General features: G+C 64.2%; 24 protein-coding genes and 1 tRNA gene. 14 read left to right on the top strand and 11 right to left on the bottom strand.

From position 1 onward, the window contains the following. The first annotated feature begins 14 nt into the window (after positions 1-14). From AC1RQP_RS14510 to AC1RQP_RS14530, 5 genes are all read left to right on the top strand, one after another. Positions 15-1,424, top strand: a complete 1,410-nt coding sequence (locus tag AC1RQP_RS14510) for an adenylate/guanylate cyclase domain-containing protein (RefSeq protein ID WP_492937469.1) — start codon at positions 15-17, stop codon at positions 1,422-1,424. 211 nt (positions 1,425-1,635) lie between these two features. After that, the gene (locus AC1RQP_RS14515; RefSeq protein WP_492937470.1) at positions 1,636-2,121 is read left to right on the top strand and encodes a tellurite resistance TerB family protein; all 486 of its coding nucleotides are present in this window, start codon (positions 1,636-1,638) and stop codon (positions 2,119-2,121) included. Positions 2,122-2,343: 222 nt separating this feature from the next. After that, entirely contained in the window at positions 2,344-3,123 is a 780-nt protein-coding gene (locus AC1RQP_RS14520) for an SDR family NAD(P)-dependent oxidoreductase (protein WP_492937471.1), read from the top strand. 117 nt (positions 3,124-3,240) lie between these two features. Then, positions 3,241-4,035, top strand: a complete 795-nt coding sequence (locus AC1RQP_RS14525) for a glutamine amidotransferase (protein WP_492937472.1) — start codon at positions 3,241-3,243, stop codon at positions 4,033-4,035. Between the two features lie 120 nt (positions 4,036-4,155). Continuing rightward, positions 4,156-4,968: an enoyl-CoA hydratase gene (locus AC1RQP_RS14530; protein ID WP_492937473.1), complete on the top strand. Its 813-nt coding sequence runs from the start codon at positions 4,156-4,158 to the stop codon at positions 4,966-4,968. 111 nt (positions 4,969-5,079) lie between these two features. Here AC1RQP_RS14530 and AC1RQP_RS14535 read toward each other — a convergent pair. Next, a tRNA-Ala gene (locus AC1RQP_RS14535) sits at positions 5,080-5,155 on the bottom strand. A 188-nt stretch (positions 5,156-5,343) separates the two neighbouring features. On the opposite strand from AC1RQP_RS14535, the gene AC1RQP_RS14540 reads away from it, so the two are divergent. Genes AC1RQP_RS14540 through folD form a run of 3 tightly spaced genes read left to right on the top strand, consistent with a single transcriptional unit; the run spans position 5,344 to position 6,890 of the window. After that, positions 5,344-5,634, top strand: a complete 291-nt coding sequence (locus AC1RQP_RS14540) for a YggT family protein (protein WP_018318966.1) — start codon at positions 5,344-5,346, stop codon at positions 5,632-5,634. A 16-nt stretch (positions 5,635-5,650) separates the two neighbouring features. Continuing rightward, positions 5,651-5,995 carry a DUF167 domain-containing protein gene (locus tag AC1RQP_RS14545; RefSeq protein ID WP_239628780.1) on the top strand — a complete coding sequence of 115 codons (345 nt, stop codon included), beginning with the start codon at positions 5,651-5,653 and terminating at the stop codon, positions 5,993-5,995. Positions 5,996-6,005: 10 nt separating this feature from the next. Further along, positions 6,006-6,890 (top strand): bifunctional methylenetetrahydrofolate dehydrogenase/methenyltetrahydrofolate cyclohydrolase FolD, encoded by an 885-nt coding sequence (gene folD, locus AC1RQP_RS14550; RefSeq protein WP_492937474.1) that lies wholly within the window; start codon positions 6,006-6,008, stop codon positions 6,888-6,890. Positions 6,891-7,024: 134 nt separating this feature from the next. Here folD and ppa read toward each other — a convergent pair whose 3' ends face one another. Both ppa and AC1RQP_RS14560 read right to left on the bottom strand, forming a co-directional pair. After that, entirely contained in the window at positions 7,025-7,561 is a 537-nt protein-coding gene (ppa, locus tag AC1RQP_RS14555; protein WP_124161935.1) for an inorganic diphosphatase, read from the bottom strand. Between the two features lie 177 nt (positions 7,562-7,738). Further along, positions 7,739-8,248 (bottom strand): GNAT family N-acetyltransferase, encoded by a 510-nt coding sequence (locus tag AC1RQP_RS14560; protein WP_008136728.1) that lies wholly within the window; start codon positions 8,246-8,248, stop codon positions 7,739-7,741. Between the two features lie 267 nt (positions 8,249-8,515). Between AC1RQP_RS14560 and AC1RQP_RS14565 the strand changes: the two genes are divergently transcribed. The 4 genes from AC1RQP_RS14565 to AC1RQP_RS14580 are packed head-to-tail and all read left to right on the top strand — an operon-like array spanning position 8,516 to position 11,614. Beyond that, positions 8,516-9,415: an alpha/beta hydrolase family protein gene (locus AC1RQP_RS14565; protein ID WP_492937860.1), complete on the top strand. Its 900-nt coding sequence runs from the start codon at positions 8,516-8,518 to the stop codon at positions 9,413-9,415. Further along, a complete protein-coding gene (locus AC1RQP_RS14570; protein WP_492937475.1) occupies positions 9,412-9,879 on the top strand; it encodes a DUF2269 family protein in 468 nt (155 codons plus the stop codon). The genes AC1RQP_RS14565 and AC1RQP_RS14570 overlap by 4 nt, the downstream gene beginning before the upstream one ends. Positions 9,880-9,887: 8 nt before the next feature. Then, a complete protein-coding gene (locus AC1RQP_RS14575; RefSeq protein ID WP_492937476.1) occupies positions 9,888-11,207 on the top strand; it encodes an SDR family oxidoreductase in 1,320 nt (439 codons plus the stop codon). Next, positions 11,207-11,614, top strand: a complete 408-nt coding sequence (locus AC1RQP_RS14580; protein ID WP_492937477.1) for a thiol-disulfide oxidoreductase DCC family protein — start codon at positions 11,207-11,209, stop codon at positions 11,612-11,614. The genes AC1RQP_RS14575 and AC1RQP_RS14580 overlap by 1 nt, the downstream gene beginning before the upstream one ends. Before the next feature lie 36 nt (positions 11,615-11,650). Here AC1RQP_RS14580 and AC1RQP_RS14585 read toward each other — a convergent pair whose 3' ends face one another. Further along, positions 11,651-12,898, bottom strand: a complete 1,248-nt coding sequence (locus tag AC1RQP_RS14585) for a flavin monoamine oxidase family protein (protein ID WP_492937478.1) — start codon at positions 12,896-12,898, stop codon at positions 11,651-11,653. 107 nt (positions 12,899-13,005) lie between these two features. Between AC1RQP_RS14585 and AC1RQP_RS14590 the strand changes: the two genes are divergently transcribed. Next, a complete protein-coding gene (locus AC1RQP_RS14590; RefSeq protein ID WP_492937883.1) occupies positions 13,006-14,976 on the top strand; it encodes a hypothetical protein in 1,971 nt (656 codons plus the stop codon). A 3-nt stretch (positions 14,977-14,979) separates the two neighbouring features. Here the strand turns inward: AC1RQP_RS14590 and typA are convergent, their stop codons facing one another. From typA to AC1RQP_RS14615, 5 genes are all read right to left on the bottom strand, one after another. Continuing rightward, positions 14,980-16,806: a translational GTPase TypA gene (typA, locus tag AC1RQP_RS14595; protein WP_492937479.1), complete on the bottom strand. Its 1,827-nt coding sequence runs from the start codon at positions 16,804-16,806 to the stop codon at positions 14,980-14,982. Between the two features lie 237 nt (positions 16,807-17,043). Further along, complete coding sequence (locus tag AC1RQP_RS14600) at positions 17,044-17,331, bottom strand: hypothetical protein (protein ID WP_492937480.1); 288 nt, start codon at positions 17,329-17,331, stop codon at positions 17,044-17,046. Next, the gene (locus tag AC1RQP_RS14605) at positions 17,328-18,770 is read right to left on the bottom strand and encodes a radical SAM protein (RefSeq protein ID WP_492937481.1); all 1,443 of its coding nucleotides are present in this window, start codon (positions 18,768-18,770) and stop codon (positions 17,328-17,330) included. The genes AC1RQP_RS14600 and AC1RQP_RS14605 overlap by 4 nt, the downstream gene beginning before the upstream one ends. Further along, complete coding sequence (locus AC1RQP_RS14610) at positions 18,751-19,467, bottom strand: prolipoprotein diacylglyceryl transferase family protein (protein ID WP_239628795.1); 717 nt, start codon at positions 19,465-19,467, stop codon at positions 18,751-18,753. Before AC1RQP_RS14610 ends, AC1RQP_RS14605 begins: the two co-directional genes overlap by 20 nt. A 66-nt stretch (positions 19,468-19,533) precedes the next feature. Next, on the bottom strand, positions 19,534-20,298 hold the full coding sequence (locus AC1RQP_RS14615; RefSeq protein ID WP_492937482.1) for a Crp/Fnr family transcriptional regulator: 765 nt from the start codon (positions 20,296-20,298) through the stop codon (positions 19,534-19,536). A gap of 179 nt (positions 20,299-20,477) precedes the next feature. On the opposite strand from AC1RQP_RS14615, the gene AC1RQP_RS14620 reads away from it, so the two are divergent. Continuing rightward, positions 20,478-20,861: a response regulator gene (locus AC1RQP_RS14620; protein ID WP_239628798.1), complete on the top strand. Its 384-nt coding sequence runs from the start codon at positions 20,478-20,480 to the stop codon at positions 20,859-20,861. A 3-nt stretch (positions 20,862-20,864) separates the two neighbouring features. Here AC1RQP_RS14620 and AC1RQP_RS14625 read toward each other — a convergent pair whose 3' ends face one another. Together AC1RQP_RS14625 and AC1RQP_RS14630 are read right to left on the bottom strand one after the other, a co-directional pair. Next, positions 20,865-22,406 (bottom strand): alkaline phosphatase D family protein, encoded by a 1,542-nt coding sequence (locus AC1RQP_RS14625; RefSeq protein ID WP_492937483.1) that lies wholly within the window; start codon positions 22,404-22,406, stop codon positions 20,865-20,867. Between the two features lie 207 nt (positions 22,407-22,613). Beyond that, on the bottom strand, positions 22,614-24,059 hold the full coding sequence (locus AC1RQP_RS14630) for a TAXI family TRAP transporter solute-binding subunit (RefSeq protein WP_247799807.1): 1,446 nt from the start codon (positions 24,057-24,059) through the stop codon (positions 22,614-22,616). Positions 24,060-24,106: the final 47 nt, after the last annotated feature.

The following is a 24,106-nucleotide window of genomic DNA, read 5'->3' on the forward strand; positions in this document are numbered from 1 at the left end:
GATAGAGCCCCGCCATGAGCGACATCCAGGCCCAGTTTTCCGTTCTCAAGCAGACCGCCGATCCCGTTGTGGTGGAGGCCATCGCGCAGCTGATCGCCAACGGTCACGATCGCGATCTCAACCGGATCAATGCGCTGGATTTTGCCAACCGTACCGGGCTCGACCAGGAGAAGGTCATTTCCGGCTTCCTGCACGCTTCGCGGCTCGGCCTGTTCGACATGAGCTGGAACGTGCTGTGTCCCGGCTGCGGAGGTGTGCTGGGGGCGCACGCCACGTTGAAGTCGTTGAAGCACGACGACTACAATTGCGCGCTCTGCGCCGCCGGATACGAGGCCTCGGTAGACGAGATGGTCGAGGTGGCCTTCACCGTCAGTCCGCGGGTCCGCCGCATCGGTGCTCATGACCCCGACACGTTGCCGATCTGGGAATATGTGCGGCAGATGTTCTGGAGCTCAGGCGTCGACATCAACGATGAATCGTTTTCCCGCCTGATCAACGAGGTGACACTCGAAGCCCTCGAATTGCCCGCCGGCGAGAAGGCGATCCTCTCGCTCAATTTGCCCAGCCAGTTCATCATCGTGTTCGAGCCGGTTACCCACTCCGCCCATTTCCTGGACGTTCAGGGCGAACCGACGAGCGAGCGTCAGCAGCTGTCGATCATGTTCAACAAGCTGGAGGCGCCGACGGGGACCACCGTGATGCGCCCCGGACCGTTGCGTCTCATGCTCGAGAACCAATCGGACAATCGCGTGTTGCCTTCGGTCTGGATTGCCGACCACGCGTTGCACGAGATGATCGGCAAGCGCAAGCCGATCCTGACGGCCAAGCGGATGCTGTCCAACCAAACGTTCCGCGACGTCTTCAAGGCCGACAACCTCAATGTCGACCAGCGGCTGAAGATCACGTCCCTGACGTTCCTGTTCACCGACCTGAAGGGCTCGACAGCGCTGTATGAGCGGGTCGGCGACCTCAACGCCTTCGATCTCGTGCGGGCGCACTTTCGCGCACTGCTGGAGATCATCGCCGCCGAGAAGGGGGCGGTCGTGAAGACGATCGGCGATGCCGTGATGGCGACCTTCGTCAGGCCCGAGCACGCCATCACCGCGGGACTGCGCATGCGCGCGGCGATGGACGAATTGAACAAGCAGCGCGGCGCCAACGACCTCGTTCTCAAGATCGGCATCCATGAAGGTCCCTGCCTTGCGGTCATGCTCAACGAGCGGCAGGACTATTTCGGTCAGACCGTCAACATCGCCGCGCGCGTGCAGAGCCTGTCGACTGCGCAGGAGATCCACATCACCGGTCCGGTGCTGGACGCTCCCGCGGTCGCCGAGGTGCTGGAGCAGCGCGCGATCAAGCCGATCCAGAAACAGGCAGCGCTCCGCGGCATCGCCGACAAGATGGTGGTGTACGAGATCCCGTGAGTTCGGATCGTCATTCCGGGGCGATGCGTTAGCATCGAACCCGGAATCTCGAGATTCCGGGTTTGCGCGCCCCGGAATGACGATGAAGAGATTGCCGAAACGTAATGCAGCGCGCGGAACTGACGCACATTGCGCCCGTTGAGTTTCCCTCTCATATAATGCTGGTAACAGCCGCGCTCCTTGCGGCTGTCATCGATCTCGGTAGGACCTTATGCTCGACGGCTTACGTCAATTCATCGCCGACATTGTCGGTCCTCAAGCCTCGGACCGCGCATTCGGCGACAGCGATTATCGGCTGGCGGCCACTGCACTGCTGGTCCACGTGGTCTCGTTGGACGGCCAGCCGAGCGCGGCCGAGCAGCGCAAGCTGCACAGCCTGATCGAGAGCCATTTCGGGCTCGATCGCGGCACTGCGGATCGTCTGATCGCGGACGCCACCCAGGTCGAGGGCGAGGCGGTGGACCTCTATCACTTCACCAGCGTCATCATGCGCTCGCTCGACGAAGAGGGCCGCAGGCGCATCGTCCGGATGATGTGGGAGCTGGTCTATGCCGACGGCCAAGTCAGCGAGTTCGAAGACAATGTCGTCTGGCGTGCTTCCGACCTGCTCGGGATTTCCCAGCGCGACCGGATCGAGCTGAAGCACGCGGTCGCGGAGCGTGCCGGTGGACAGCTCAAGGACAGCGCCGTCGGTTGACGGCACTGGACTCGGCGGATCGCGGCCCGCGTGGGCACATGACGAAAGTTTAATATGTTCGTCGCCTGCGCCGAATACGCCTGCAAATCAACGGCTTCTCTGCATTGTCGGTCGTTCTGCTCAAGCGGCCATGCTGCCGGTGCCGCTTGCCTGTTGCGCACGGCCTATGCTCTCGTTCCGCCGTTGCGGGGCTAAAATAGTTGAATTCAAGAGACTTCGATCGTGGCTGAGCGGGTGACGTTGATTACTGGTGCTTCGGCGGGCATCGGGATGGAGCTGGCGCGTGTGTTTGCCGCCAATGGACACCGCCTCGCATTGACCGCGAGACGGGCGGATCGGCTCGAAACGCTCGCGAACGAGCTCGCTGCCAAGGGCGGCAAGAAGCCGATCGTGATCGCCTGCGATCTCGAGAAAGCGGATGCCGGCGAGACGATCGCGGCAGCCCTTGCAGCCGAAGGCGTCGAGCTCGACCATCTCGTCAACAATGCCGGCTTCGGCGTGTTCGGCGATGCCATCGAGCGCGATCGCGTCGAGCAGCTCGGCATCGTCGATGTCAACATCCGGGCCCTGACGGATCTGTCGCTGCGCTTTGCCGATCAGCTGATCAGGAACAAGGGCGGCCTTCTCAATGTCGGCTCCGTCGCCGGCTTTCTGCCCGGTCCCGGCATGGCCGTGTACTACGCGTCCAAGGCCTATGTGATCTCCTTCACCGAAGCGTTGCGGGCGGAGCTTGCACCGCTCGGCGTCCGCGTCACCGTGCTTTGCCCGGGCCCGGTGCCGACCGAATTCCAGGCCCGCGCCGGCGTTGGGTCCGGACATGATACGGCCGTTCTCAACGTCTCCGCGACCGAAGTTGCGCGGGAGGCATATCGTGGCCTGATGGCCAACAAGCGGGCAGTGCTGCCTGGTCTCGGTATCAAGATTGTGCCGTTCGCGCTGCGTTTCTTCCCGCGCGGCTTCATCCTTGCGGCGACCAGCCGGTTTCAAAGGCACAGGCACTAGAGGCCCCGTAGTGGCCCGGAGTTTGCTTCAGTATCGCGCGTATGTGCGCGAACTCACACGATGTTAACCATCGCTTAGCTATGCTGGCGGTCTGAACCGATAGCACTCGCAGAGGCCATGTCGTTCCGGACGGACAGGTTTGGTGGCGCAGAGGTGGTGGCCTTCCCACGGAAGGCGCCGGGCGCCGCCGCCTCCGAAACCCGGCGGCCGGTTCTGATCGTCCTGCATCAGGAATGCTCGACACCGGGCCGCGTCGGCAATGCGCTGCGCGCGCTCGGCCATCGCCTCGATATCCGCCGTCCGCGCTTCGGCGATCCCCTGCCCGAGACGCTCGATCGGCATGCCGGCGCCGTGATCTTCGGCGGCCCGATGAGTGCTAACGATCCCGATGACTACATCCGCCGCGAGATCGACTGGATCGAAATTCCGCTCCGCGAGCAGCGGCCGTTCCTCGGCATCTGCCTGGGTGCGCAGATGCTGGCGATGCAGCTCGGGGCGCGCGTCGCCCCCCATGCGGAGGCGCTGACGCAGATCGGGTATTACCCGATCAGGCCGACCGCTGCGGGCCATGCGCTCTGTCCGCACTGGCCGGCGCAGGTCTATCACTGGCATCGCGAGGGATTTGAGTTGCCGGTTGGCACTGAGCTACTCGCCGAAGGCGATGATTTTCCGGTGCAGGCGTTCCGTACCGGCAATGCTTTCGGCGTGCAGTTCCACCCCGATGTGACCTACGCGATGATGCATCGCTGGACCACGCGCGGCTATGACGGCTTCAGCGCGCCCGGTGCGCGGCAGCGGCATCATCATTTCGCCGATCGTGCCGTCTACGATGTCGCGGAGCGCGCCTGGCTCGATCACTTCATCGACGGCTGGCTCGCACGCCGGCCGGTGCTGGCGCAAGCCGCCGAGTGATCGCGTCTTCGCGCAAGTCTTTTCGCGCCTTCGCGCAAGTCCTTGCCTCTTCCCTGGATATGCTAGGCTCTCCGCAAACGAGCACGCACCAATGCGTGCCGGCCGACAAGGGAGAGCGCCGTGGCCTACGAACACATTCTCTACGAGGTGAGCGACAGGATCGCGACCATCACGCTGAACCGCCCCGACCGCATGAATGCGTGGACGCCGATCATGGAACGCGACGTGCGTCACGCGATGGAAGCGTCAAGTGCCGATGACAATGTCCGCGTCATCGTGCTCACCGGCGCCGGCCGCGCCTTCTGTGCCGGCGCCGACATGGATGCGCTGAAGGGGCTCGACCCCGATGACGTCAGGCGTGCCTCGAACCTGCCGCCCTTCGACATGAATCGCCGGCCGGATTGGCAGACGCGCTACGGCTATTATCCGTCGATCAAGAAGCCTGTGATCGCCATGCTCAATGGCGCCACGGCCGGCATCGGACTCGTGCACGCACTCTATTGCGACCTGCGCTTTGCTGCCGACAACACCGTGTTCACGACCGCCTTCGCGCGGCGCGGCCTGATCGCCGAGCATGGCATCAGCTGGATGCTGCCGCGGATCGTCGGCCACGCCAATGCGCTGGATCTGTTGCTCTCGGCGCGGCGCGTATCGAGCGAGGAGGCGTTGCGGATCGGGCTGGTCAACCGGCTCTGCTCGCCGGAGAAGCTGCGCGAGGAGACCTACGCCTATGCGCGCGACCTCGCCGATTTCGTCTCGCCGAGCGCCATGGCCGTCATCAAGCGTCAGCTCTACGAGGTCCCGTTCCAGACGCTTGCCGAGGCGACGATCGAGGCCAACCGGGAGATGATGGTGGCGTTGAACGGGAGTGATTTCAGGGAAGGCGTCGCGAGCTTCATGGAGAAGCGGCCGCCGAGGTTTACGGGCAGGTAGAGGGATCTATCAGCTACAGCCCGTCTTCGCCTTGCGGGCTTCGCCGGACACCACGCTTCGCCCTTCGGGCTCCGTCGCGGCAGCGCCACGCGTAGCCCGAAGGGCGAAGCGTGGTGGAGCCAGGCGGGATCGAACCGCCGACCTCGTCATTGCGAACGACGCGCTCTCCCAGCTGAGCTATGGCCCCTTTGCTGGCCGCTCTGGTGAATGCGGCCGACAACCGGGCGCCATTTAAGTCCCCGCCAAGGTCAAGTCAAGGACGGGCGTAACCCGGTTTTAGCCATTCCGGTGCCCGAACTTCCCTTGTTTGGGCCGGGGGGAACCGATATCTAGCAAAAGCCGTCAATCCCGACCGACCCAGAGTTTTCAAAAGCCATGCGTGCCGTTCTCGACATCGTCATCATCGTGCTCGACCTCTACGTCTGGCTGCTGATCGCTTCCGCGATCCTGTCCTGGCTGATCGCCTTCAACGTGGTGAACACCCGCAACCAGTTCGTGTCGGCGGTGGCGGAGTTCCTGTACCGGATCACCGAGCCGGTCCTGGCGCCGATTCGCAATTTCCTGCCCAGTCTTGGCGGCCTCGACATCTCGCCGATCATCCTGATCCTGATCATCATGTTCATTGAGCGGGTGATCCTGTACTACATCTACCCGAACGTGATCTGAGACCGCTGGAGCGCCTTTGGTTGCCAAGGAAGCTCATAAAGATCCCTGGCGCTACTCGGCCACAGGAATCAGCATCGCTCTGAGGGTAACGCCGCGCGGCGGCCGCGACGACATCGACGGGATCGAGCAACTCTCGGACGGGCGTACGGTGCTCAAGGTGCGGGTGCGCGCCATTGCCGATGGCGGCGAGGCCAACAAGGCCGTCCTGGTGCTCCTCGCGAAATCGCTCGGCGTGACCAAGGCCAGCGTAAGACTGCTATCCGGAGCTACCTCACGGTTGAAGCAGATCGCGGTCGACGGCGATCCGGCGCGGCTCGGAGAGGCCCTTCGCCAGCTTGTGTCGGCCAAATCGAAAGACTGAGGGAACTGACATGACGGCCAGGATCATCGATGGAAAAGTCATTGCCGCGGAGCTGCGCGCCCGGGTCGCCGGGGAGGTTGCCAGGGTCAGGCGCGAGCACAACCTGATCCCCGGCCTTGCGGTGGTCCTGGTCGGGAACGATCCCGCCAGCGAGGTCTATGTCCGCTCAAAACACACCCAGACCCAGGCTGCGGGTATGGCGTCGTTCGAGCACAAGCTGCCGGCCGACGTCTCGCAGGCCGACCTGCTGGCGCTGGTCGCAAAGCTCAATCGCGATCCGGCCGTGCACGGCATTCTCGTGCAATTGCCGCTGCCGAAGGGGCTGAATACCGAAGCCGTCATCAACGCCATCGATCCCGCAAAGGATGTCGATGGCTTGCATCCGAACAATGCCGGCCGGCTCGCCGGCGGCTTCGAGGCGCTGTCGCCCTGCACGCCGCTCGGCTGCATCATCCTGACGAAGAGCGTGCATGCTTCGCTCGAGGGCATGAACGCCATCGTCATTGGCCGCTCCAACCTGGTCGGCCGCCCGCTGGTGCAGCTGCTGTTGAATGAAAATGCCACGGTCACGATCGCGCATTCGCGCTCGCGCGATCTGCCGGGTCTCGTAAGGCGCGCCGACCTCGTCTATGCCGCGGTCGGCCGGCCCGAGATGGTGCGCGGGGATTGGCTGAAGCCGGGCGCGACCGTGATCGACGTCGGCATCAACCGCATCCCGAAGGACGACGGCAAGACCCGTCTCGTTGGCGACGTCGCCTATCAGGAAGCGCTTGGCGTTGCCGGCGCGATCACCCCGGTGCCGGGCGGCGTCGGCCAGATGACGGTGGCGTGCCTGCTGGTGAACACGCTGCGCGCAGCCTGTGCGATCGCAGGGCTGCCGAAACCGGCGGTGTAAGTAAACTCTCGTGTCCCGGACGCGGCGCGGCATGAAATGACGCGACGCTGAGCCGGGACCCATGGCGCCACTGTACTGGGCCCCGGCTCAGCAGCGCATCGTTTCACGCTGCGCCGCGTCCGGGGCACAGAAACCTAGCCCTTCTTTTTCTTCTCGCGCTCGATGCCTTCGAGGATCAGCTTGTGCGCTTCCTCTGCGCCGCCCCAGCGCAGGATCTTCACCCATTTGCCCTTTTCGAGATCCTTGTAGTGCTCGAAGAAGTGCTGGATCTGCTGCAGCGTGATGTCCGGCAGGTCGGAATAGCTCTTCACCTTGTCATAGCGCTGCGTGAGCTTGGACGACGGCACCGCCAGGATCTTTTCGTCGCCGCCGGCTTCGTCTTCCATGAACAGCACGCCGACCGGACGCACGCTCATGACGGCGCCGGGAATGATGGCGCGGGTGTTGATGATCAGGACGTCGCAGGGATCGCCGTCATCCGACAGCGTGTGCGGGATGAAGCCGTAGTTACCGGGGTAACGCATCGGCGTGTAGAGGAAGCGGTCGACCACCAGCGTGCCGGCCTCCTTGTCCATCTCGTACTTGATCGGTTCGCCGCCCACGGGGACCTCGATGATGACATTGACGTCGTGTGGTACGTTTTTCCCGATCGAGACCGCATCGATACGCATTCAAGGCTCCGTTGTTGCCGAGGTGAAATCGCGCCCGGCAGCGATTTTGGCGCTGTCATACGCGGGCTTGGCCCGCTGATCCATCGCGTTTTTGTGAAATAATGAATCCTGCGATCACCGGCTCGAAAGGCGACGGTATCGACGGACGGAAACGCTGCCGGGTACGATTTCAGCAGCTCAATTGGTCCAAGCGAAGGCAACCTTGTCGAGCGACTTGGGCCCGAATCGCTCGGAAGAGCGCGCCACCATGCGGCCGCCCAGGGCACGGTAGAACTCCGTGGCCGGATCATTGTCCGAGAGCGCCCACACCACCATGCTCTTCAGCCCGCTCTGCATGAGGTCGCGGCGGGCGGCAGCGAACAGGCGGCGGCCGAAGCCGAGACCCTGGAATTCCGGTCGCAGGTAAAGCTCGTAGATCTCGCCGTCGAAATGCAGGCTGCGGGCGCGGTTGCGGCCGTAATTGGCATAGCCCGCGATCTTGTCACCGAACACGAGCACGCTGACGCGGCTGCCCTTGCGGATCGCGCTGTCCCACCACTGCGGACCGCGGCGGTTGATCAGCTTTTCCAGCTCGGCGCCGGGAATGATGCCCTGATAGGCCGAGCGCCAGGCTTCGTCATGAGTGGACGCCACCGCAGTTGCATCTGCAGCCTTGGCCGGCCGGACCTCGATCAGGGTTGTGCTCATGGACACGATCAAACCAAGTCACCGCGCCGGCGGCAAGACCTATCGTTAATTATCGGTTAACCTGTGGACTTTCTGCATCAGTATTTCGACCATGTTGTGCCGAAAGAGGACAAGCCGCTGCCTCGAACCGCAACCGCGTGCCGCGCGCCGGTGCAAAACTACGTCTCGGCGGCGAGGGGACGGCAATGGCAACGCAGAAAGTCGGCCGAAATTGATTCGTTCCTACTAATCTGGCTGTCGCTGTTCGCGTTCGCCTTCGGCCAATTCATGCGGCTCCTCAATACCATCGCGCTCGTGCCTCTGCTGGCTTTGCTGATTGCGTCCCCTCTGTGCGCCGAGGTCACGTTTGGCCCCTCGGGAGGGGAGAGCGAACCGTTTCGCCGGCAAGCGTGGCGGGTGCCCGCGCCGGATACCGACCTTGCCGCGCGTGCTCTCCTGTTTCGTCCCCCGGGCCCGGGTCCGTTCCGACTCGCGGTGATCGCGCACGCCTCGACGCAGAACGCGCTGCGTCGTGCGCAAATGCCGCAGCCGGAATACCGTCCGCTCGCCGCCTATCTCGTCGCGCGTGGATTTGCCGTGCTGGTGCCGGAGCGGCTCGGCCATGGTGCGACGGGCGGCCGCTATGTCGAGGATCAGGGCGGATGTGACGAGGCCGACTATGTGCGCTCGGGCCGCGCAACGGCCGACGCGATTTCGCTCGCGCTGGGCTTCTTGCGAAAGCAGGATTTCATCCGCAAGGATGCCGCGATCGTGATCGGCCATTCCGCCGGTGGGTGGGGTGCGCTGGCGCTCGCCAATGCCGATCCGAAGGTGATCTCCGCGATCACAGTGTTTGCGCCGGGGCGCGGCGGCCATGCCAATGATGAGCCGAACCGCATCTGTGCGCCGCATACGCTGCTTGCCGCGGCGGCGGAGTTCGGCAAGGTGGCGCGCATTCCCGTTACATGGCTCGTTGCAGGCAATGACAGCTATTTCGCGCCCGCATTTTCGCAGAAGCTCGCCGATGCATTTCGCGGAAGTGGCGGCAACGCCGACCTGCGCTTCCTGCCGGCCGTCGGCAGCGAGGGCCACTGGATGATCGAGACCGAAGCCGGCGTCAAAGCCGCTGGCAGTGCGCTCGAACGTACGCTGAACCCGCCCAAGCCTGTGGCGACCAAGAAGCCATGACGCTGTATTTCCTGGTCAAGTTCCTCCATGTGCTCGGCGCCATCGTCATCCTCGGCACAGGAACCGGCATCGCCTTCTTCATGCTGATGGCGCATCGTACGCACGACGTGGAGTTCATCGCGCGTACCGCTTCCGTGGTGGTGATTGCGGATACGATCTTCACGCTGTCGGCGGTGATCCTCCAGCCGGTCAGCGGCGGCCTGTTGATGATGCTGTCTGCCACGTCGATTACGGAACGCTGGCTGCTCGCTTCGCTGGCGCTCTACGCTATCGCCGGCCTGTTCTGGATTCCCGTCGTGTTCATGCAGATCGAGATGCGCGACCTCGCGCGCAAGGCCGCGGCTCAGCGCAGTGCGCTGCCACAGTGCTACCATGCGCTATTCCGCCGCTGGTTCGCATTCGGCTTCCCCGGCTTCGGGGCGACGATGACGATCCTGTGGTTGATGATCGCAAAACCCTTCTGAGTGCAGCGATGAATCAGCGAACCATCCTGGTGCTCGGCGCCTCCGGCCTGATCGGCCGCTTCGTCACCGACGATCTGCGCGGGCGAGGATTTCGTGTTGTCGGCGTGGCGCGCAGCCTGTCGCCGACGCAGAGAATGAGCGCGCTGGACATCGAGCTACCGATCCTCTCGCTCGATGCGGCCGCGCTGATGCGTCTCCTCGGCGAGCATGCCGTCGATGTCGTCGTGAACTGCCTCGGCGTGCTCCAGGATGGTCCCGGCAGCAACACGAGCGCGGTGCATCGCGATCTCGTCGCGCGCCTGCTTCAGGCGATCGGCGACAGCAGCCGCGCGATCCGGCTGGTGCATATCTCGATTCCCGGCACCGCCGAGACGGATCGCACGGCCTTCGCCACGAGCAAGCGCGAGGCCGAGCGCCTGATCGCGGCCTCCGGCATTCCCCATGCCATCCTGCGGCCCGGCTTCGTGGTCGCGCCGGCAGCCTATGGCGGCAGCGCCATGCTCCGCGCGCTTGCTGCCTTCCCGGTCGATTTGCCGGCAAAGGAATTGGCCACGCCATTCCAACCCGTCGCGATCGAGGACATTTCGGCGACCATCGCCTGGCTCGCCGCACGCGACGCCGACGATGCCGCCGTGAAGGCGGTGAGCTGGGACCTGATGCAGGCGGAGCCCGTCACGATGGCCGGGGTCATCGAGCCTTTTCGCCTCGCGTTCGGCGCGGCCGGCTGGCCGCGTTTCGCGATGCCGCGCTTCGTGCTCGATCTCGGCGCCAAGATCGGCGATCTCGCCAATCATCTCGGCTGGATGCCGCCGATGCGTTCCACGGCCATCGCAGAGCTGCGCCGCGGCGTGCGAGGTGATCCCACGGTCTGGATCGCCGCCACGGGCATCGCGCCGAAGCGGCTGGCTGATGCGCTCGGGCGCCATCCCGCCACCATCCAGGACAAATGGTTCGCGCGGCTGTTCCTGGTCAAGGCGCTGATCTTCGCGAGCCTGGTCGCATTCTGGCTCGTCTCCGGCTTCATCGCCCTGTTCGTGTCCTACCGCGCCGCCGCCGGCATTTTGAGCGCGCATGACTTCCCGCCCGCGCTCGTCGATCCCATCACCATCGGCACCAGCCTGATGGATATGGGCATCGGCATATTGATCGCCTTCCGCCGGACCGCGGCGATCGGGCTGGTCGCGGGCATCGTCGCCTCGCTCGGCTACATGGTTGGCGCGGCGATCCTCACTCCCGACCTCTGGATCGAGCCGCTCGGCGCGCTGGTGAAGACGGGACCGGCCATCGTGCTGATGCTCGTCGCGCTGCTCATGCTGGACAATCGCTGATGAGCAAGTGGCCCGACGATGACGTGATCCTGTTCGACGGCGTCTGCATCTTCTGCTCGCGCTGGGTCCGCTTCGTCGCCAGGCGCGACACGGCAAAACGGTTCCGGTTCACGCCGATCCAGTCGGATTATGGGGCTCGGCTTGCGCGCACGTTCGGCATCGATCCGGATGATCCCGACACGAACGCGGTCGTCCACGGCGGCGAGGCGTTCATGAAATCCGACGCCGCGCTGACAGTGCTGTCGCAGCTGCCGGGATGGAGCTGGGTGCGCGTATTGTTTGCCGTGCCAAAACCGGTGCGGGACCCGATCTACAGCCTGGTCGCGCGCAACCGCTATCGCATCTTCGGCAGGTACGATGCCTGCTTCGTGCCTGATGCCGATCTGCGGGCGCGGGTGATCGAGTAGCGCGTCATTGCGAGCTCGCAATGACGGCGTGTGCGGTTACGGCTTGTCCAAAACCGCCAGCACCTCCTTCGCCGCCCGCTCGCCGCTGTCCCGCGCGCCATGCGCCGTCGTGAAGAAAGTCGGCGACGTCGCTTCGCCCGCGAAGAACAGCCGGGCATCGACCGGTGCGGCCAGCACCGCGCGATCCCCGGCGTGCCCCGGCAGCGCATGCGAATAGGAGCCTCTCGCGAACGGATCGCGCGCCCAGCGGGATTCGCAGAGCGGCCTCAGCTTGCGCCTGATCTCGTTGCCGAGGAAGCCCGCGATCTCGTCGATGCTCTGCGCGGCGATGGCGCCGTCGCCGGCATCTTCCAGCTCGCGCGCAAAGCTGCCGCCGAAGAAGCCCTCGATGCAGGGCTGGCCGAACGGGCGGATGTGATAGGTGCCCATGTCCGTGCGCATGGTGGCGCCACGCAGATTGGCTTCCTTCGGAAAGGCTTCGGCGTCGTCGAGCGCCAGCGTTACCTTGTCGTCGACGCCCAGCGGCAGACCGGCTGAGGCATCGACCTTGGCGGGGAGCGGCGGCGAGAAGCGGATCGCCTCGAGGGCGATCAGATTGGTCGGAACGGTGACGATTGCCTTGGCCGCGGTCAGCGTGCCCCGCGACGTCTCGATGCGGATGCGCTTGTCGGAATGGTCGATCAGCGTGACGTTGCAGTTCAGCGCCACCGGGCAGGGTGCACCATACGCTGCAACCAGCGCGCCATAGCCACGGCGGACGCGCCAATTGAGGCCGGTATCCTCATAGGCGTCCCAATCCAGCGTGGACATGTCCTTGAGTTCGCAGCCGTTGATGTAGGTCGAGATCGCGTCGATCATGGGATTCCAGCGATTGCCGGCCTCGAGGCTCAGGCTCGCGGGTTCGTCCTTGCCCTTTTGCGCGGCTTCCCACAGGCGCTCATAGAACGCGTCCATCGCGTGCATGAAGTCGTCGCGCTCGGCCTGCGGAAAGGCATTGCCGAAGGCGCGCTCGCGCCAGGGCGGCAGGTCCTTGTTGACCTCGAAATCGAGTTGTCGCGCGATCGGCACGAAGGAGTTCTTGTCCGCCGAATGCAGCCAGCCGCAGCCGACGTCGAACGTCACCTCGGACGAGGCCTGCACAGTCCAGGCCCGGCCGCCGAGCCGGTCACGGGCCTCCAGCACGATCACGGAGAGGCCGGAGCCTCGCAGCGCGTGCGCCGCGCCAAGGCCGGCGGCACCGGCGCCGATGATCGCGACGTCGACGGAGGAGGGGAGGGAGGTCATGGGCGGGCTCTAGCACGTTCGCTGAGCGCGCTGAAGCCGGCCGGCGCATACCTACCGCAGCGCACGCGGATCCAGGATGCCACCTTCTCTCCGACTGCGCGACATTCGTGAAGGAGACCGGTGCGGCATCGGCCCGAGCCGACTTGTCTTTCGTGCCAAGGTTGTATTCAATTTGGTATTCTCTTTCGCCCATTCTTCAAGGGATTTCCCCCATGCTGAACATCGACTCGGGTGTCGAGCACAAGCGAACCGCAGTTCTGGTGGTTCACGGTATAGGCAGCCAGCGCGCGCTGGAAACTGTGCGCGGCGTCATCCGCGGTGTCTGGCGCAACAAGGGCAATCCCGACGACAAGGAAAACAAGCTCTGGACGCATCCGGAGAAAAGCGGCGTCGACATCGATCTGACGGTGATGACGACCAGCGAAGTGCCGGGATCGGCGGACAAGCGCGTGGTCGATTTTCACGAACTCTACTGGGCTCATCTCATGAGCGAGACCAAGGCGGTCGCCGTGCTGCTCTGGCTCTACGAGTTGTGCCGCAAGGGGCCGGTAATGAGAACCGGGCTGAACGCGCTCTGGTGGGCCGTGTCCATCTTTCTATGCCTGATGAACCTCTCGTTTGCCGTGCTGGCACTCAGGGGCGTGTTGCTGTTCTCGGAGACTAGCGCGCAAAATATCCTGATTGCGCCCTTCCTTCTGCTTCTATGCAGCGTCGTGTTCGGCCTTTACGTCGCGCTCAGATGGCAGGCTCTTCGTCTCATCCTGTGGCTGGCTGCCTTCTGCGTTGCGGGTTTCGCCGCCGGCCTCGGCTATCTGTGGCTTGAGGGTACTTTCCCCGGCGGAAACGGAGTCCTCGATGGTGCCGAGATCTTGACGCTGATCGGTCTTCCGACCTTGGATGCGTTGCTGGCGACGTACCTTGTGATGGGACAGCAGGGAGCGCGTGCGTTCTGGCGCACACTCGCGGTCTCGCTGCTCGTGTCCCTTGCCTTCATCTGGGCCGATCAGCACTGGTACGACAGATCACTAGCCGAAACCGTGCTCAGGGCATGGCCCTGGGGACTGAATTCGCCCTGGAGCGCCCCCATCGCGTTTGGTGTGATCGGCATCTATCTCGCCGCCAACGGTGCATTCCTCCAGCCTTATCTCGGCGATGCCGCGCGCTATTTCCGCGGCTCACCAGCCAATGTCGCCGTTCGCCGGGCCATCCGGAAGGAGGCGGTGGATACGCTGGCGCGCCTGCATGATAGCGGCCGATACGACCGTATTGTCGTCGTCGCCCACAGCCTGGGCACTGTCGTCGCTTACGATATGCTGCGAGCCTATTTCAGCAGGATTTGCGACGAGTTGCCGCCGATCACACTGCTCGGCCAGGAGTTCTTGGACGTCGATGGTGCGCCGTGGCAGCCCGAGAAAGTGGCCACCCATGAGGAGAAAGTGGAGCTCCGCCGTAAGGCACGGCAGTTGATCGCAAACATTGCCGATGTGACCGTCAGGCGGCCTGTCGAACAGCGGCATTTCAAGAGCTGGCTGGTAACCGACTTCGTCACGCTCGGGAGCGCCCTGTCCCACGCTCATTTCCTGATGTGCGAGGAGACAAAGGAGCCCGATGTCGCCGAGAAGAATGGACACGAAAGGTTGCGAGCAGATTTCAGGCGTCGTGTCGAGGAGCGCGAGTTTCCGACTTGTCCGCCGAAGCGGCTCCAGCATGATGGCTTGCTTGCCTTCGACAATCCGAGGAAGAAGATACGGCAGATCCACCACGGCGCGCTGTTCGGGTTGACGCGCTGGACCAATATCTACTTTCCGATCGAACAGATCTTCTGGGGCGACGCGATCGGCGGGCCGTTAGCCCCGATCTTCGGCCGGCACATCGTCGACCTGCCGGTCTCGACGAAGTTGGCCGGCGGTGCGGACTTCTTCACCCACACCGCTTATTGGAATGTCGACCGGAAGCCCGATACTTGGAAGGCGCCGCATCTTGCGGCTCTGCGCGACGCGGTCGATCTTTCCGACGGGACACCGACGATCGACCTCGTCGGTCGCGGCGAGGACGCGCCGGGCGAAGCCGGGGGGTAACTCTTACGCCACCGCTTCCTTGGCCTTTTCCGCGCGCTTGCGCTCGTTGGGGTCGAGGTGCTTCTTGCGCAGGCGGATCGACTTCGGGGTCACCTCGACGAGTTCGTCGTCCTCGATATAGGCGAGCGCCTTTTCCAGCGTCATGCGGATCGGCGGGGTCAGGCGCACCGCTTCGTCCTTCGAGGTCGTGCGGATGTTGGTGAGCTGCTTGCCCTTGAGCACGTTGATCTCGAGATCGTTGTCGCGGGTGTGCTCGCCGACGATCATGCCTTTGTAGACCTTCCAGCCCGGCTCGATCATCATCGGGCCGCGGTCTTCCAGCTTGAACATGGCGTAAGCCACCGCCTCGCCCTGGTCGTTCGAGATCAGGACGCCGTTGCGGCGGCCCTGGATCTCGCCCTTGTACGGGGCGTAACCGTGGAACAGGCGGTTCATGATCGCGGTGCCGCGGGTATCGGTGAGCAATTCGCCCTGGTAGCCGATCAGGCCGCGGGTCGGCGCGTAGAACACCAGACGCAGGCGGTTGCCGCCGGACGGCTTCATCTCGATCAGCTCGGCTTTGCGCTCGCTCATCTTCTGCACGACGACGCCGGAATGCTCCTCGTCGACGTCGATCACGACCTCCTCGACCGGCTCCATGGTGGCGCCGGTGGCCTCGTCCTTCTGGAACACGACGCGCGGGCGCGACACCGAGAGCTCGAAGCCCTCGCGGCGCATGGTCTCGATCAGGATCGCGAGCTGCAATTCGCCGCGGCCCGAGACTTCCATCGCGTCCTTGTCGGCGGCTTCGACCACACGCAGCGCGACGTTGCCCTCGGCTTCGCGCAACAGACGGTCGCGGATCATGCGGCTCGTCACCTTGTCGCCTTCGGTGCCGGCGAGCGGGGAGTTGTTGACGATGAACGACATCGACACGGTCGGCGGATCGATCGGCTGCGCCGGCAGCGGCACGTCGACGGTCGGATCGCAGAAGGTGTCGGCGACGGTACCCTTGGTCAGGCCGGCAATGGCGACGATGTCGCCGGCTTCGGCTTCATCGAGCGGGGTGCGCTCGAGGCCGCGGAACGCCAGGATCTTGGTGATGCGCCCGGACTCGACCAGCTTGCCCTCGGCGTTGAGCACCTTGACCTGCTGGTTCGGCTTGAGCACGCCGGAGGAGATGCGGCCGGTGATGATACGGCCGAGATAGGGATTGGCTTCGAGGATGGTGCCGATCATCCGGAACGGGCCCTCTTCGACCTTTGGCGGCGCGACGTGGCGCAGGATCAGGTCGAACAGCGGCTCCATGCCCTTGTCCTTCGGACCCTCCGGGCTGTCGGCCATCCAGCCCTGCTTGGCCGATCCGTAGAGGATCGGGAAGTCGAGCTGCTCCTCGCTGGCGTCGAGCGCAGCGAACAGGTCGAACACCTCGTTGATGACTTCGGTCGGGCGCGCGTCGGGGCGGTCGACCTTGTTGATGACGACGATCGGCTTCAGGCCGACCTTGAGCGCCTTGGACACGACGAACTTGGTCTGCGGTAGCGGGCCTTCCGCGGCGTCGACCAGGACCAGCGCGCCGTCCACCATGTTCAGGATGCGCTCGACCTCGCCGCCGAAATCGGCGTGGCCGGGGGTGTCGACGATGTTGATGCGGGTGTCCTTCCACTGCACCGAGGCTGCCTTGGCCAGAATGGTGATGCCGCGCTCACGCTCCAGGTCGTTGGAGTCCATGGCACGATCGGTCACCTTCTGGTTCTCGCGGAACGTGCCGGACTGCTGGAGGAGCTTGTCGACCAGGGTCGTCTTGCCGTGGTCGACGTGGGCGATGATGGCGACGTTACGGAGGTTCATGGGAGAGCTTCTTTGCGTTCGAACAATGGGTTAAGCGCGATCTCGCCGGTCGGACCGGGACCTCTTCTCGAAACAACGCTGGAAGACTGGAAACGGGCGCTCGCCGCCCAAAAGGGAAGCCCGGCCATATCGACCGGGCACCCTGCGCGTTGCGGCGCAATATATGCAAAAACGGCCAAAAAACAATGTGTTCTTTGGCCGTTGGTTGACTGAATTTTGTCCGGGAATTCCCGGAGCTTAAGACCGGGTTCCTGGGTGAGCCGGGGCCTTTCGGCCCTTGATGGCGGCCCAGATCAGGGCAACGCCCCCGATCCCGACGACCAGCCCAAGGAAGACCAGCGGCGCGATGTCGGAGGCGATCTTGCCATCCTCGAACACCGAGATCCCGCCGAAGAGCAGCGCACAGGCACCCGGCAGCAGCAGCATGATCCCGAACATCGCCATGAGCGCGGTCAGGCAGCCGCTGCGCTTTTGCGCCGGCGGCGGAACGGGAGGCGCGGGCGGCGGTGTGTCGCTGATGCTCATGCCTGCAAGACCCCTTCGGTCGCCTGAGCGGCCAACCCGGCGCGGATGCCGTCGATCTTTCCGTTCCGGTAGAACAAATTGTAGGTGTCGAACGGAATGATCGCGCCCTGCTCCGTCACGAAATGGATGCAGCTGCGCTTGACGTTGCCGACGCAGAAATTGAAGCGATCGAGGAATTGCACGATGGTGACGCGGAAAACATTCTCGTAAGTGAGCCCCTGCGGCACCTCGAAGCTCGGCAGGCAGCACAAGAGTTCGCAGACGCGCTCGCTCGTGTTCAGCGGTCCCGACGACAGCGAGAACAGGTCCAAGAACTTCTCCTGGAATTTTTCCCGCAGCATCGGATATTTTTCCGGGCTGATGGTGTTGGGCATCACTGCAACGAGCTGCTCCTGCGGGATCAGCGAGGTCAGCGGCAATACCTTCTCGCCGTTGCGCAGGCCGTAGCCGATCGAGATACTCTCGGGATTGCAGGGCAGCGGGATCATGTCCTTGTCGCCGAACACGCCGGTCTCGATGACGCGCTTGCGGATATCCGACAGCATGATGCGGTCGGTGGTCTTGTCGAAATTCTCGTTGCGCCCGGCGTCCTGCACCGGCTGCAGTGTGACGCCGCGCACGCATTTCCAGGTCAGCGCGTGGCGGACGATGTCGCCGATCTCGGCGTCGTTGACGCCGCGCTTGATGGTCGCGACCAGCGTGGTCGACACGCCATAATGCTCGAGATTTTCCAGCGCCTGCTGGCGGATTTTTCGCAGATCCGCGCCGCGCAGATCGATCAGCGCATCGCGCTGGAGCGAATCGAACTGGAGATAGACCTCCAGCCCGCGCCTGTTCTCGGCGAGCCGCGCCACAAAGTCCTTTTCGCGGGCGATGCGCAGGCCGTTGGTGTTGATCATGACGTGGCGGATCGGGCGGGCGCGCACCGCGTCCAGGATCTCGAAGAAATCCGGATGCAATGTCGGCTCGCCGCCGGAAATCTGCACCAGATCAGGCTCGCCTTCGCTCGCCACCAGCGCGTCGAGCATCCTCTCCACCGTCGCGAGGGGCGTGAATCTCGTTCGTGCCGGCGCGGATTCGGCAAAGCAGACAGGGCAGGTGAGGTTGCAGTGCTCGGTGATCTCGATCAGCGCCAGGCAGGAATGCTGCTCGTGGTCGGGACAGAGGCCGCAATCATAGGGGCAGCCGAATTCCGTGCGGTGCTGGACTTGCAGCGGCCGGTCGCCCGGCTTGATGAAATCCTTGCACAGCCGCCAATAGGCCGCGTCCGTCGACACCAGCGTCGACTGAACGCCGTGCTCCTTGCAACGCTTTTCGTACCAGACCTCGTTGCCAAAAATCTGGATCTTGGTCGGCGCCAGCTTCAGGCAGGTCTCGCAAAGGGATTGGGTCTGGCCCCAGAAGATGTAGGGACGCGACTTACGCAACGGCGCGTTCATGCAGGGATCTCGCTTTGGCCGCCGTCGCCAGCATGAATGCGGCGTAGAGCAGGATGGACAGCGACAGCAGGTGAAACAGCGTGAAAGGACCGATCAGCGTGCCGTAGGGCTTGAGGAATTCCCATAGGAAGCGCTGCGCTCCATAATAGGCGAGAACCAGGTAGAAACCATTGGTGATGGTGAAGGCGTTTCGGTTCAAGACCGCCAGCACATAGACAATCGCGAATACGGCCATGGCTGCGCTCTCGTAGAGCTGGACGGGATGGCGAAGGACGCCGTCGCCGAAATCATGGCCGAAAGGCAGCGCCGTCGGCGTGCCGTAGGTGAAGTCGTCGAGGCCCGCGAAGTAGCATCCGAGGCGGCCGATCGCGATGCCGAGCGCCAACGGCAGCGCAAACCGGGCGCCGGTTCGCACCGCGATCCCTGCGGACCATTTGTAGAGCTCGATCGCGACGATGCCGCCGGCCAGCGCGCCCTCGACCGAGCGCGCGATGCCGCTCTGTCCGGACAGCCACAGATTGGCCGACCCGAACAGATAGGCGCCAATTCCGGCGCCGAACACCAGCGCGGCGATATAGGGCAGCTCGAAGGATTGCGCCGGAAACTGCAAGCCCCGTCGCGCCAGCCAGTAGACGGCCACCGCGGCCGCCAGCCACGCTGCGATATCGAACAGAGTGTGAAGGAAAGCCCCGCCCATGCGGGAGGGAGCATAGCACGATCACGTTCAGAAAAGCGCGCCGCGCATCGCTGTGCCCCCAGGCCGCTACCCCGCCTCCCGCTCCTCGGTTGGATAGACGCCGCGCAGGACCTCCTCGAAATGCATCTTCACGGCATCGTTGCACAGGCAGGCGCGCAGCTTCAGGCCATCGCGGTTGCGAACCAGGATCGAGCCGCGCCTCGTGTCGAGAATGTGTTCGGCCTTGAACGACTGAAGCACGCGGCTGGCATAGCTGCGCCCGACCCCGAGCAGCGTCGCGAGCTGTTCGTGGGTCAGCGGCACACTGGTCTCGTCGCCGGTCCGCTCCATCGCCGCCAGAATCCATTTGGCGGTCCGCTGCTCTATCGAATGGATCGCGTTGCAGGCGGTCGACTGGAAGATCTGGGCCAGCATGCAATCGGCATAGCGGGCGAAGATGTTGCGCAGCGACGCCGAGCGCAGCTTGGCCGCTTCCAGCTTGGCAACGTGAATGCGCGCAAACGGCCCGCCGAACTTCACGCAGATCCGGGTATAGGCCGGCAGAAATCCCTCGCTGACGATGCCGCCCACCGCGCCTTCGCGGCCGACCAGAATGGTTTCGACGTCGCGGCCGTCCTCGTTGGGGACGAGGAAGGTCGCGAGCGACGGCCCGCAGGGGAAGTGGACGACCTGCACGTCATCGCCGGGATTATAGAGCAATTGGCCCGCTGCGGAGTCTTCGAAAGTCACGTGCGGCGCAAGGAGGGCGTAGTCGGCCTGGCTCAAACGCCGCAGCAGATTGTTGGCCGGCCGGCTCTCGACCTCGGTGACCTTGCCGATACGCGCATCCATCGTGAAACTCCCGTCCTTCCTCCCACCTTAGCGAGTTCCGCGCCACCCCTGTGTGCACAAGTGGACAGACTGAACAACGATGATGTGGTGAGTTTCGTTCCGGGAACCCTCCGATGCGCTGCGCGCAGGCATCGTGTCGCGGCAGTCCTGATCCTAAAACCTCAACGCAAGATGCGATCATGGCACCCGCACTTTCCAACGGCTCAGGCTGGCCGGCCGATGTTCTGATCGTCGAGGACGATCCGATCATCGCAATCGATTTCGAGGACCGTCTGCTCGGATTTGGTGTGACCGGCGTGCGGACCGTCGGTTCGGTGACGCAGGCGCTGGACGCCATTACGAAGCGTACGCCCGACTTCGCGCTGCTCGATGTCGAGCTGATCCGCGAGACCAGCTTTGCGGTCGCCGAGCGGCTGACCGCGCTGGAGGTTCCGTTCGTTTTCGTCACCGGCTATGGCGCCGAGGCGCGCATTCCGCCCGAACTGGCGGGCCGGCCGCGGTTGCAGAAACCGTGTTCGAGCGATGCGCTGGAAGCGGCGCTCAAGCTACGCGCCGCCAATTAGCAATTAGCCTTGCTTCGGATCGAGCGTGGTCGACCACAGCGCCACATCAGCGCGGTCGCGCAGGGTCACCGTCATTTGACCCGAGGCGCCGTCGATCTTGACGTGACCGAAGAACTGCATGCCCGCTGACGGCGGCAGGTTCTGGCTGTCCTTGCCCGGTGCCTTGACGAAGCGAACCTCGGGGCCAAAGGTGTTGTCGAGCGCGTTCGGACCGAACGTACCGGCGTGCAGCGGACCCGACACGAATTCCCAGAACGGCTCGAACTCCTGGAACTGCGCCTTGTTCGGATCGTAATAATGCGCGGCGGCGTAGTGCACATCCGCGGTCAGCCACACCGTGTTGGTGACCGGCGCCATCTTGATGAAGCGGAGGATGTCGGCGATCTCGAACTCGCGACCACGCACCGGACCGTCGCCCTGTGCAATGGCTTCCGAGCCACCCTTCGGCGTGTCCGAGACAATCAGGCTGATCGGCATGTCTGACGCGATCACCTTCCATGTCGCGCGCGAATTGAGGAGGCCGCGCTTGAGCCAGGCGATCTGGTCCGGACCGAGGAAGGAGCTGGCGGGGCCGTAAGCGGTCTCGAGATTGGGCCCGTTCGGGCCGCGATAGCTGCGCTCGTCGAGCACGAACACGTCGAGATGCGGGCCGTAGGCGATCTGGCGATAGACCCGGCCGGGCTCCACGATGCTTTCCCGCATCGGGTACATCTCGTGGAAGGCGCGCCCCGCGCGGGCCGCGAGCAGCGAGATGTCGCGCACCTTGTAGGCGGCCGGCAGCTCCTTCGACAGCGACCAGTTGTTGGTCACCTCGTGGTCGTCCCACTGCACGAAGATCGGCACTTCGGCATTGAAGGCTCGGAGGTTCGCGTCGGTGAGATTGTATTTGTGCGCGGCGCGGTACTCGTCCAGCGTCTCCGCGACCTTGGCCTTCTCCGGGATCGTGACGTTCTTCCAGACCTTGCCATCGGCGAGCTTCACCTCGGACTGGATGGGACCGTCGGCATAGATCGTGTCGCCGGAATGCAGGAAGAAATCCGGCCGGTGCTTGCGCATCGCCGAAAAGGTGAACATGCCGCCGTCATCGGGATTGATGCCCCAGCCCTGGCCGGCGACATCGCCGCCCCAGACGAAGCTGACGTCGCGGCGGTCGGCCGGCGCGGTGCGGAAGCGGCCGACGACCGCCTCGCCCTCGACCGCGCTGTGCGAGAGATCGCGGAAGCGGACGCGGTAAAAAATGTCCTGGCCGCCCGGCAAATTCTCCAGCAGCATTTTTGCCGTGAAGTCGCTCTCGGGCAGCGCGGCGATCGGCGGCAGCGCACGGGCATCCCTGAACGTATCAGTCGTCGCCACCTCGACCAGCATCTGTGCCGGCCGGTCGGTACGCGCCCACACCACGCCGCCATCGACGGTGACGTCGCCAGACTGCACGCCATGAGTGACCGCCGGCCGATCGGCCGCGCGCGAGAGATAGGGCATTGCGATCGTGCCGAGCGCACCGGCGCTGGTGGCGAGGAAGCGGCGGCGGGAGAATTTGATGTTCATGAAGATGGCTCGCTGACTGGCGCAGCTTTCGCTGTCATTCCGGGATGGTGCGCCAGCACCAGACCTCAGGTGCGCAATTGCGCACCGGGGAATCTCGAGATTCTCGGGTGCGCAATTGCGCACCAGGGTTCGATGCTGGCGCATCGCCCCGGAATGACAGGGAGCTATATTGAGACAATGTGACGCAGCCATTACGCCGGCAAGCGCCTACGCGTTGCCGGCGGCCCTGAACTGCGCGCCGGCGCGCTGCAGGTTCTGCGGCAGGCTCATCAGCAATGCCTTGCGGTCGGCGACCGCAGAGTGGAACTGGTCGAGTGCGATGTTGAAGGCGGTGAGCGCGCCTTCCTCGATCGCGCCGTGATCGTAGCAGCGCAGCGTATCGCGCAGGATGTCGTCAGCTTCGGTCTGCATCTGGTCGAGTTCTTCGGCCGTCTCGCACTTGCGCGCAGCGGCGATCATGTCGAGCAGGCGTTCGCGCTGATGATTGTTGCTGTCGCGCTCGTCCTTCTTCAGGTATCCGGCGAACCAGGCGCCGATCGAGCCCATGGCCGAAAGCGCCATCAGGCTCCACCAGATGTAGTCGCTGTATTTGTCGAGGAAGGTCTTTTCCTCGCCGTCGACGAAGGCCGCCGCGCCGGGATGCACCGGGATCACCGCATCCTTGTCGGTATCAGGCGTTTCGATCTTCGCCGCGAGCGGAAATTCCGTGACCAGTTGCTGGCGAACGGCGAAGAGCTGGCGCGTGAACGCCGCAATGGTGGTTTCGGCCACGCCTTTGCGCGCCACGATGTGGTGCGAGAAGCTGATGGTCTTCACCTCGTCCTCCGGGCGGGCAGGCGAGCCACCATAGGTGCCGGCGGGAATCTCGGACGCTTCGTAGACCGGATGGTTTTGCGCGATCGCATCCGCCGAATCGATCGCAAGGAAGGTGGGCGCCCCGAAATCCTTGGTGGAGGCGGCGATCGCATCCGACGTGATCTTGCTGTTGACGGGGCCGGCCGCGAGATAGACGTCGGCCTTCTGCGCCTTGATCGCCTCGGCGGCTTCGTTCGCCGGGAATTGCACGATCTCGACCTTGGCGGGATCGATGCCGTACTGCTGGAGGATCACCTTGAGCAGATTGACGTTGGCCTGGGTGCGGCCGACCACGCCGACGCGATGGCCGGCGAGCTGCGAGATCTTGGTGACCTTCGCGCCCCGCTTCTTGCCTTTGCCCGGCACGGACCACAGCACCACGACGTTCTTGCGCAGGGTCGCGACCGCTTGCGCGTTCTTGGGTACGTCGACGTCGCCGCGCACGATGGCGAGATCGACCTTGCCTTCCGCGAGCGCGTCGGCGCTCGCCGTGGCGCCGTCGGTCTGGAACGGCCGCAGCCGTACCTGAGCCTTGGTCTGGGTGAAGGCCTGCGTCAGCGCCTGCACGACCTTGATGTCATCGCTGTTGGCCGGGCCGACCGCGATCTTGAGCGTCACCGGACGCATCGCGAAGTAGTATCCGCCGGCGAGCGCGCCCACGATCGCAAGCACGAGTGCCAGAGACACGAGCGCCGTCTTCCGCGCCGCCGATCGCGGCGAAGGCGGAGGGGGCGCTTCGGCCAGGTCCAATCCCCCGGTCATCGATCTCCCAAACAGGCGCTTCAGGCTCAGTTTCATCTTGGCCGGCGATCTACCGTTGCAATTGTAGCAAATTTCCTTGTCCG

It is taken from the genome of Bradyrhizobium sp. GW821-FHT13H06, assembly GCF_058803975.1.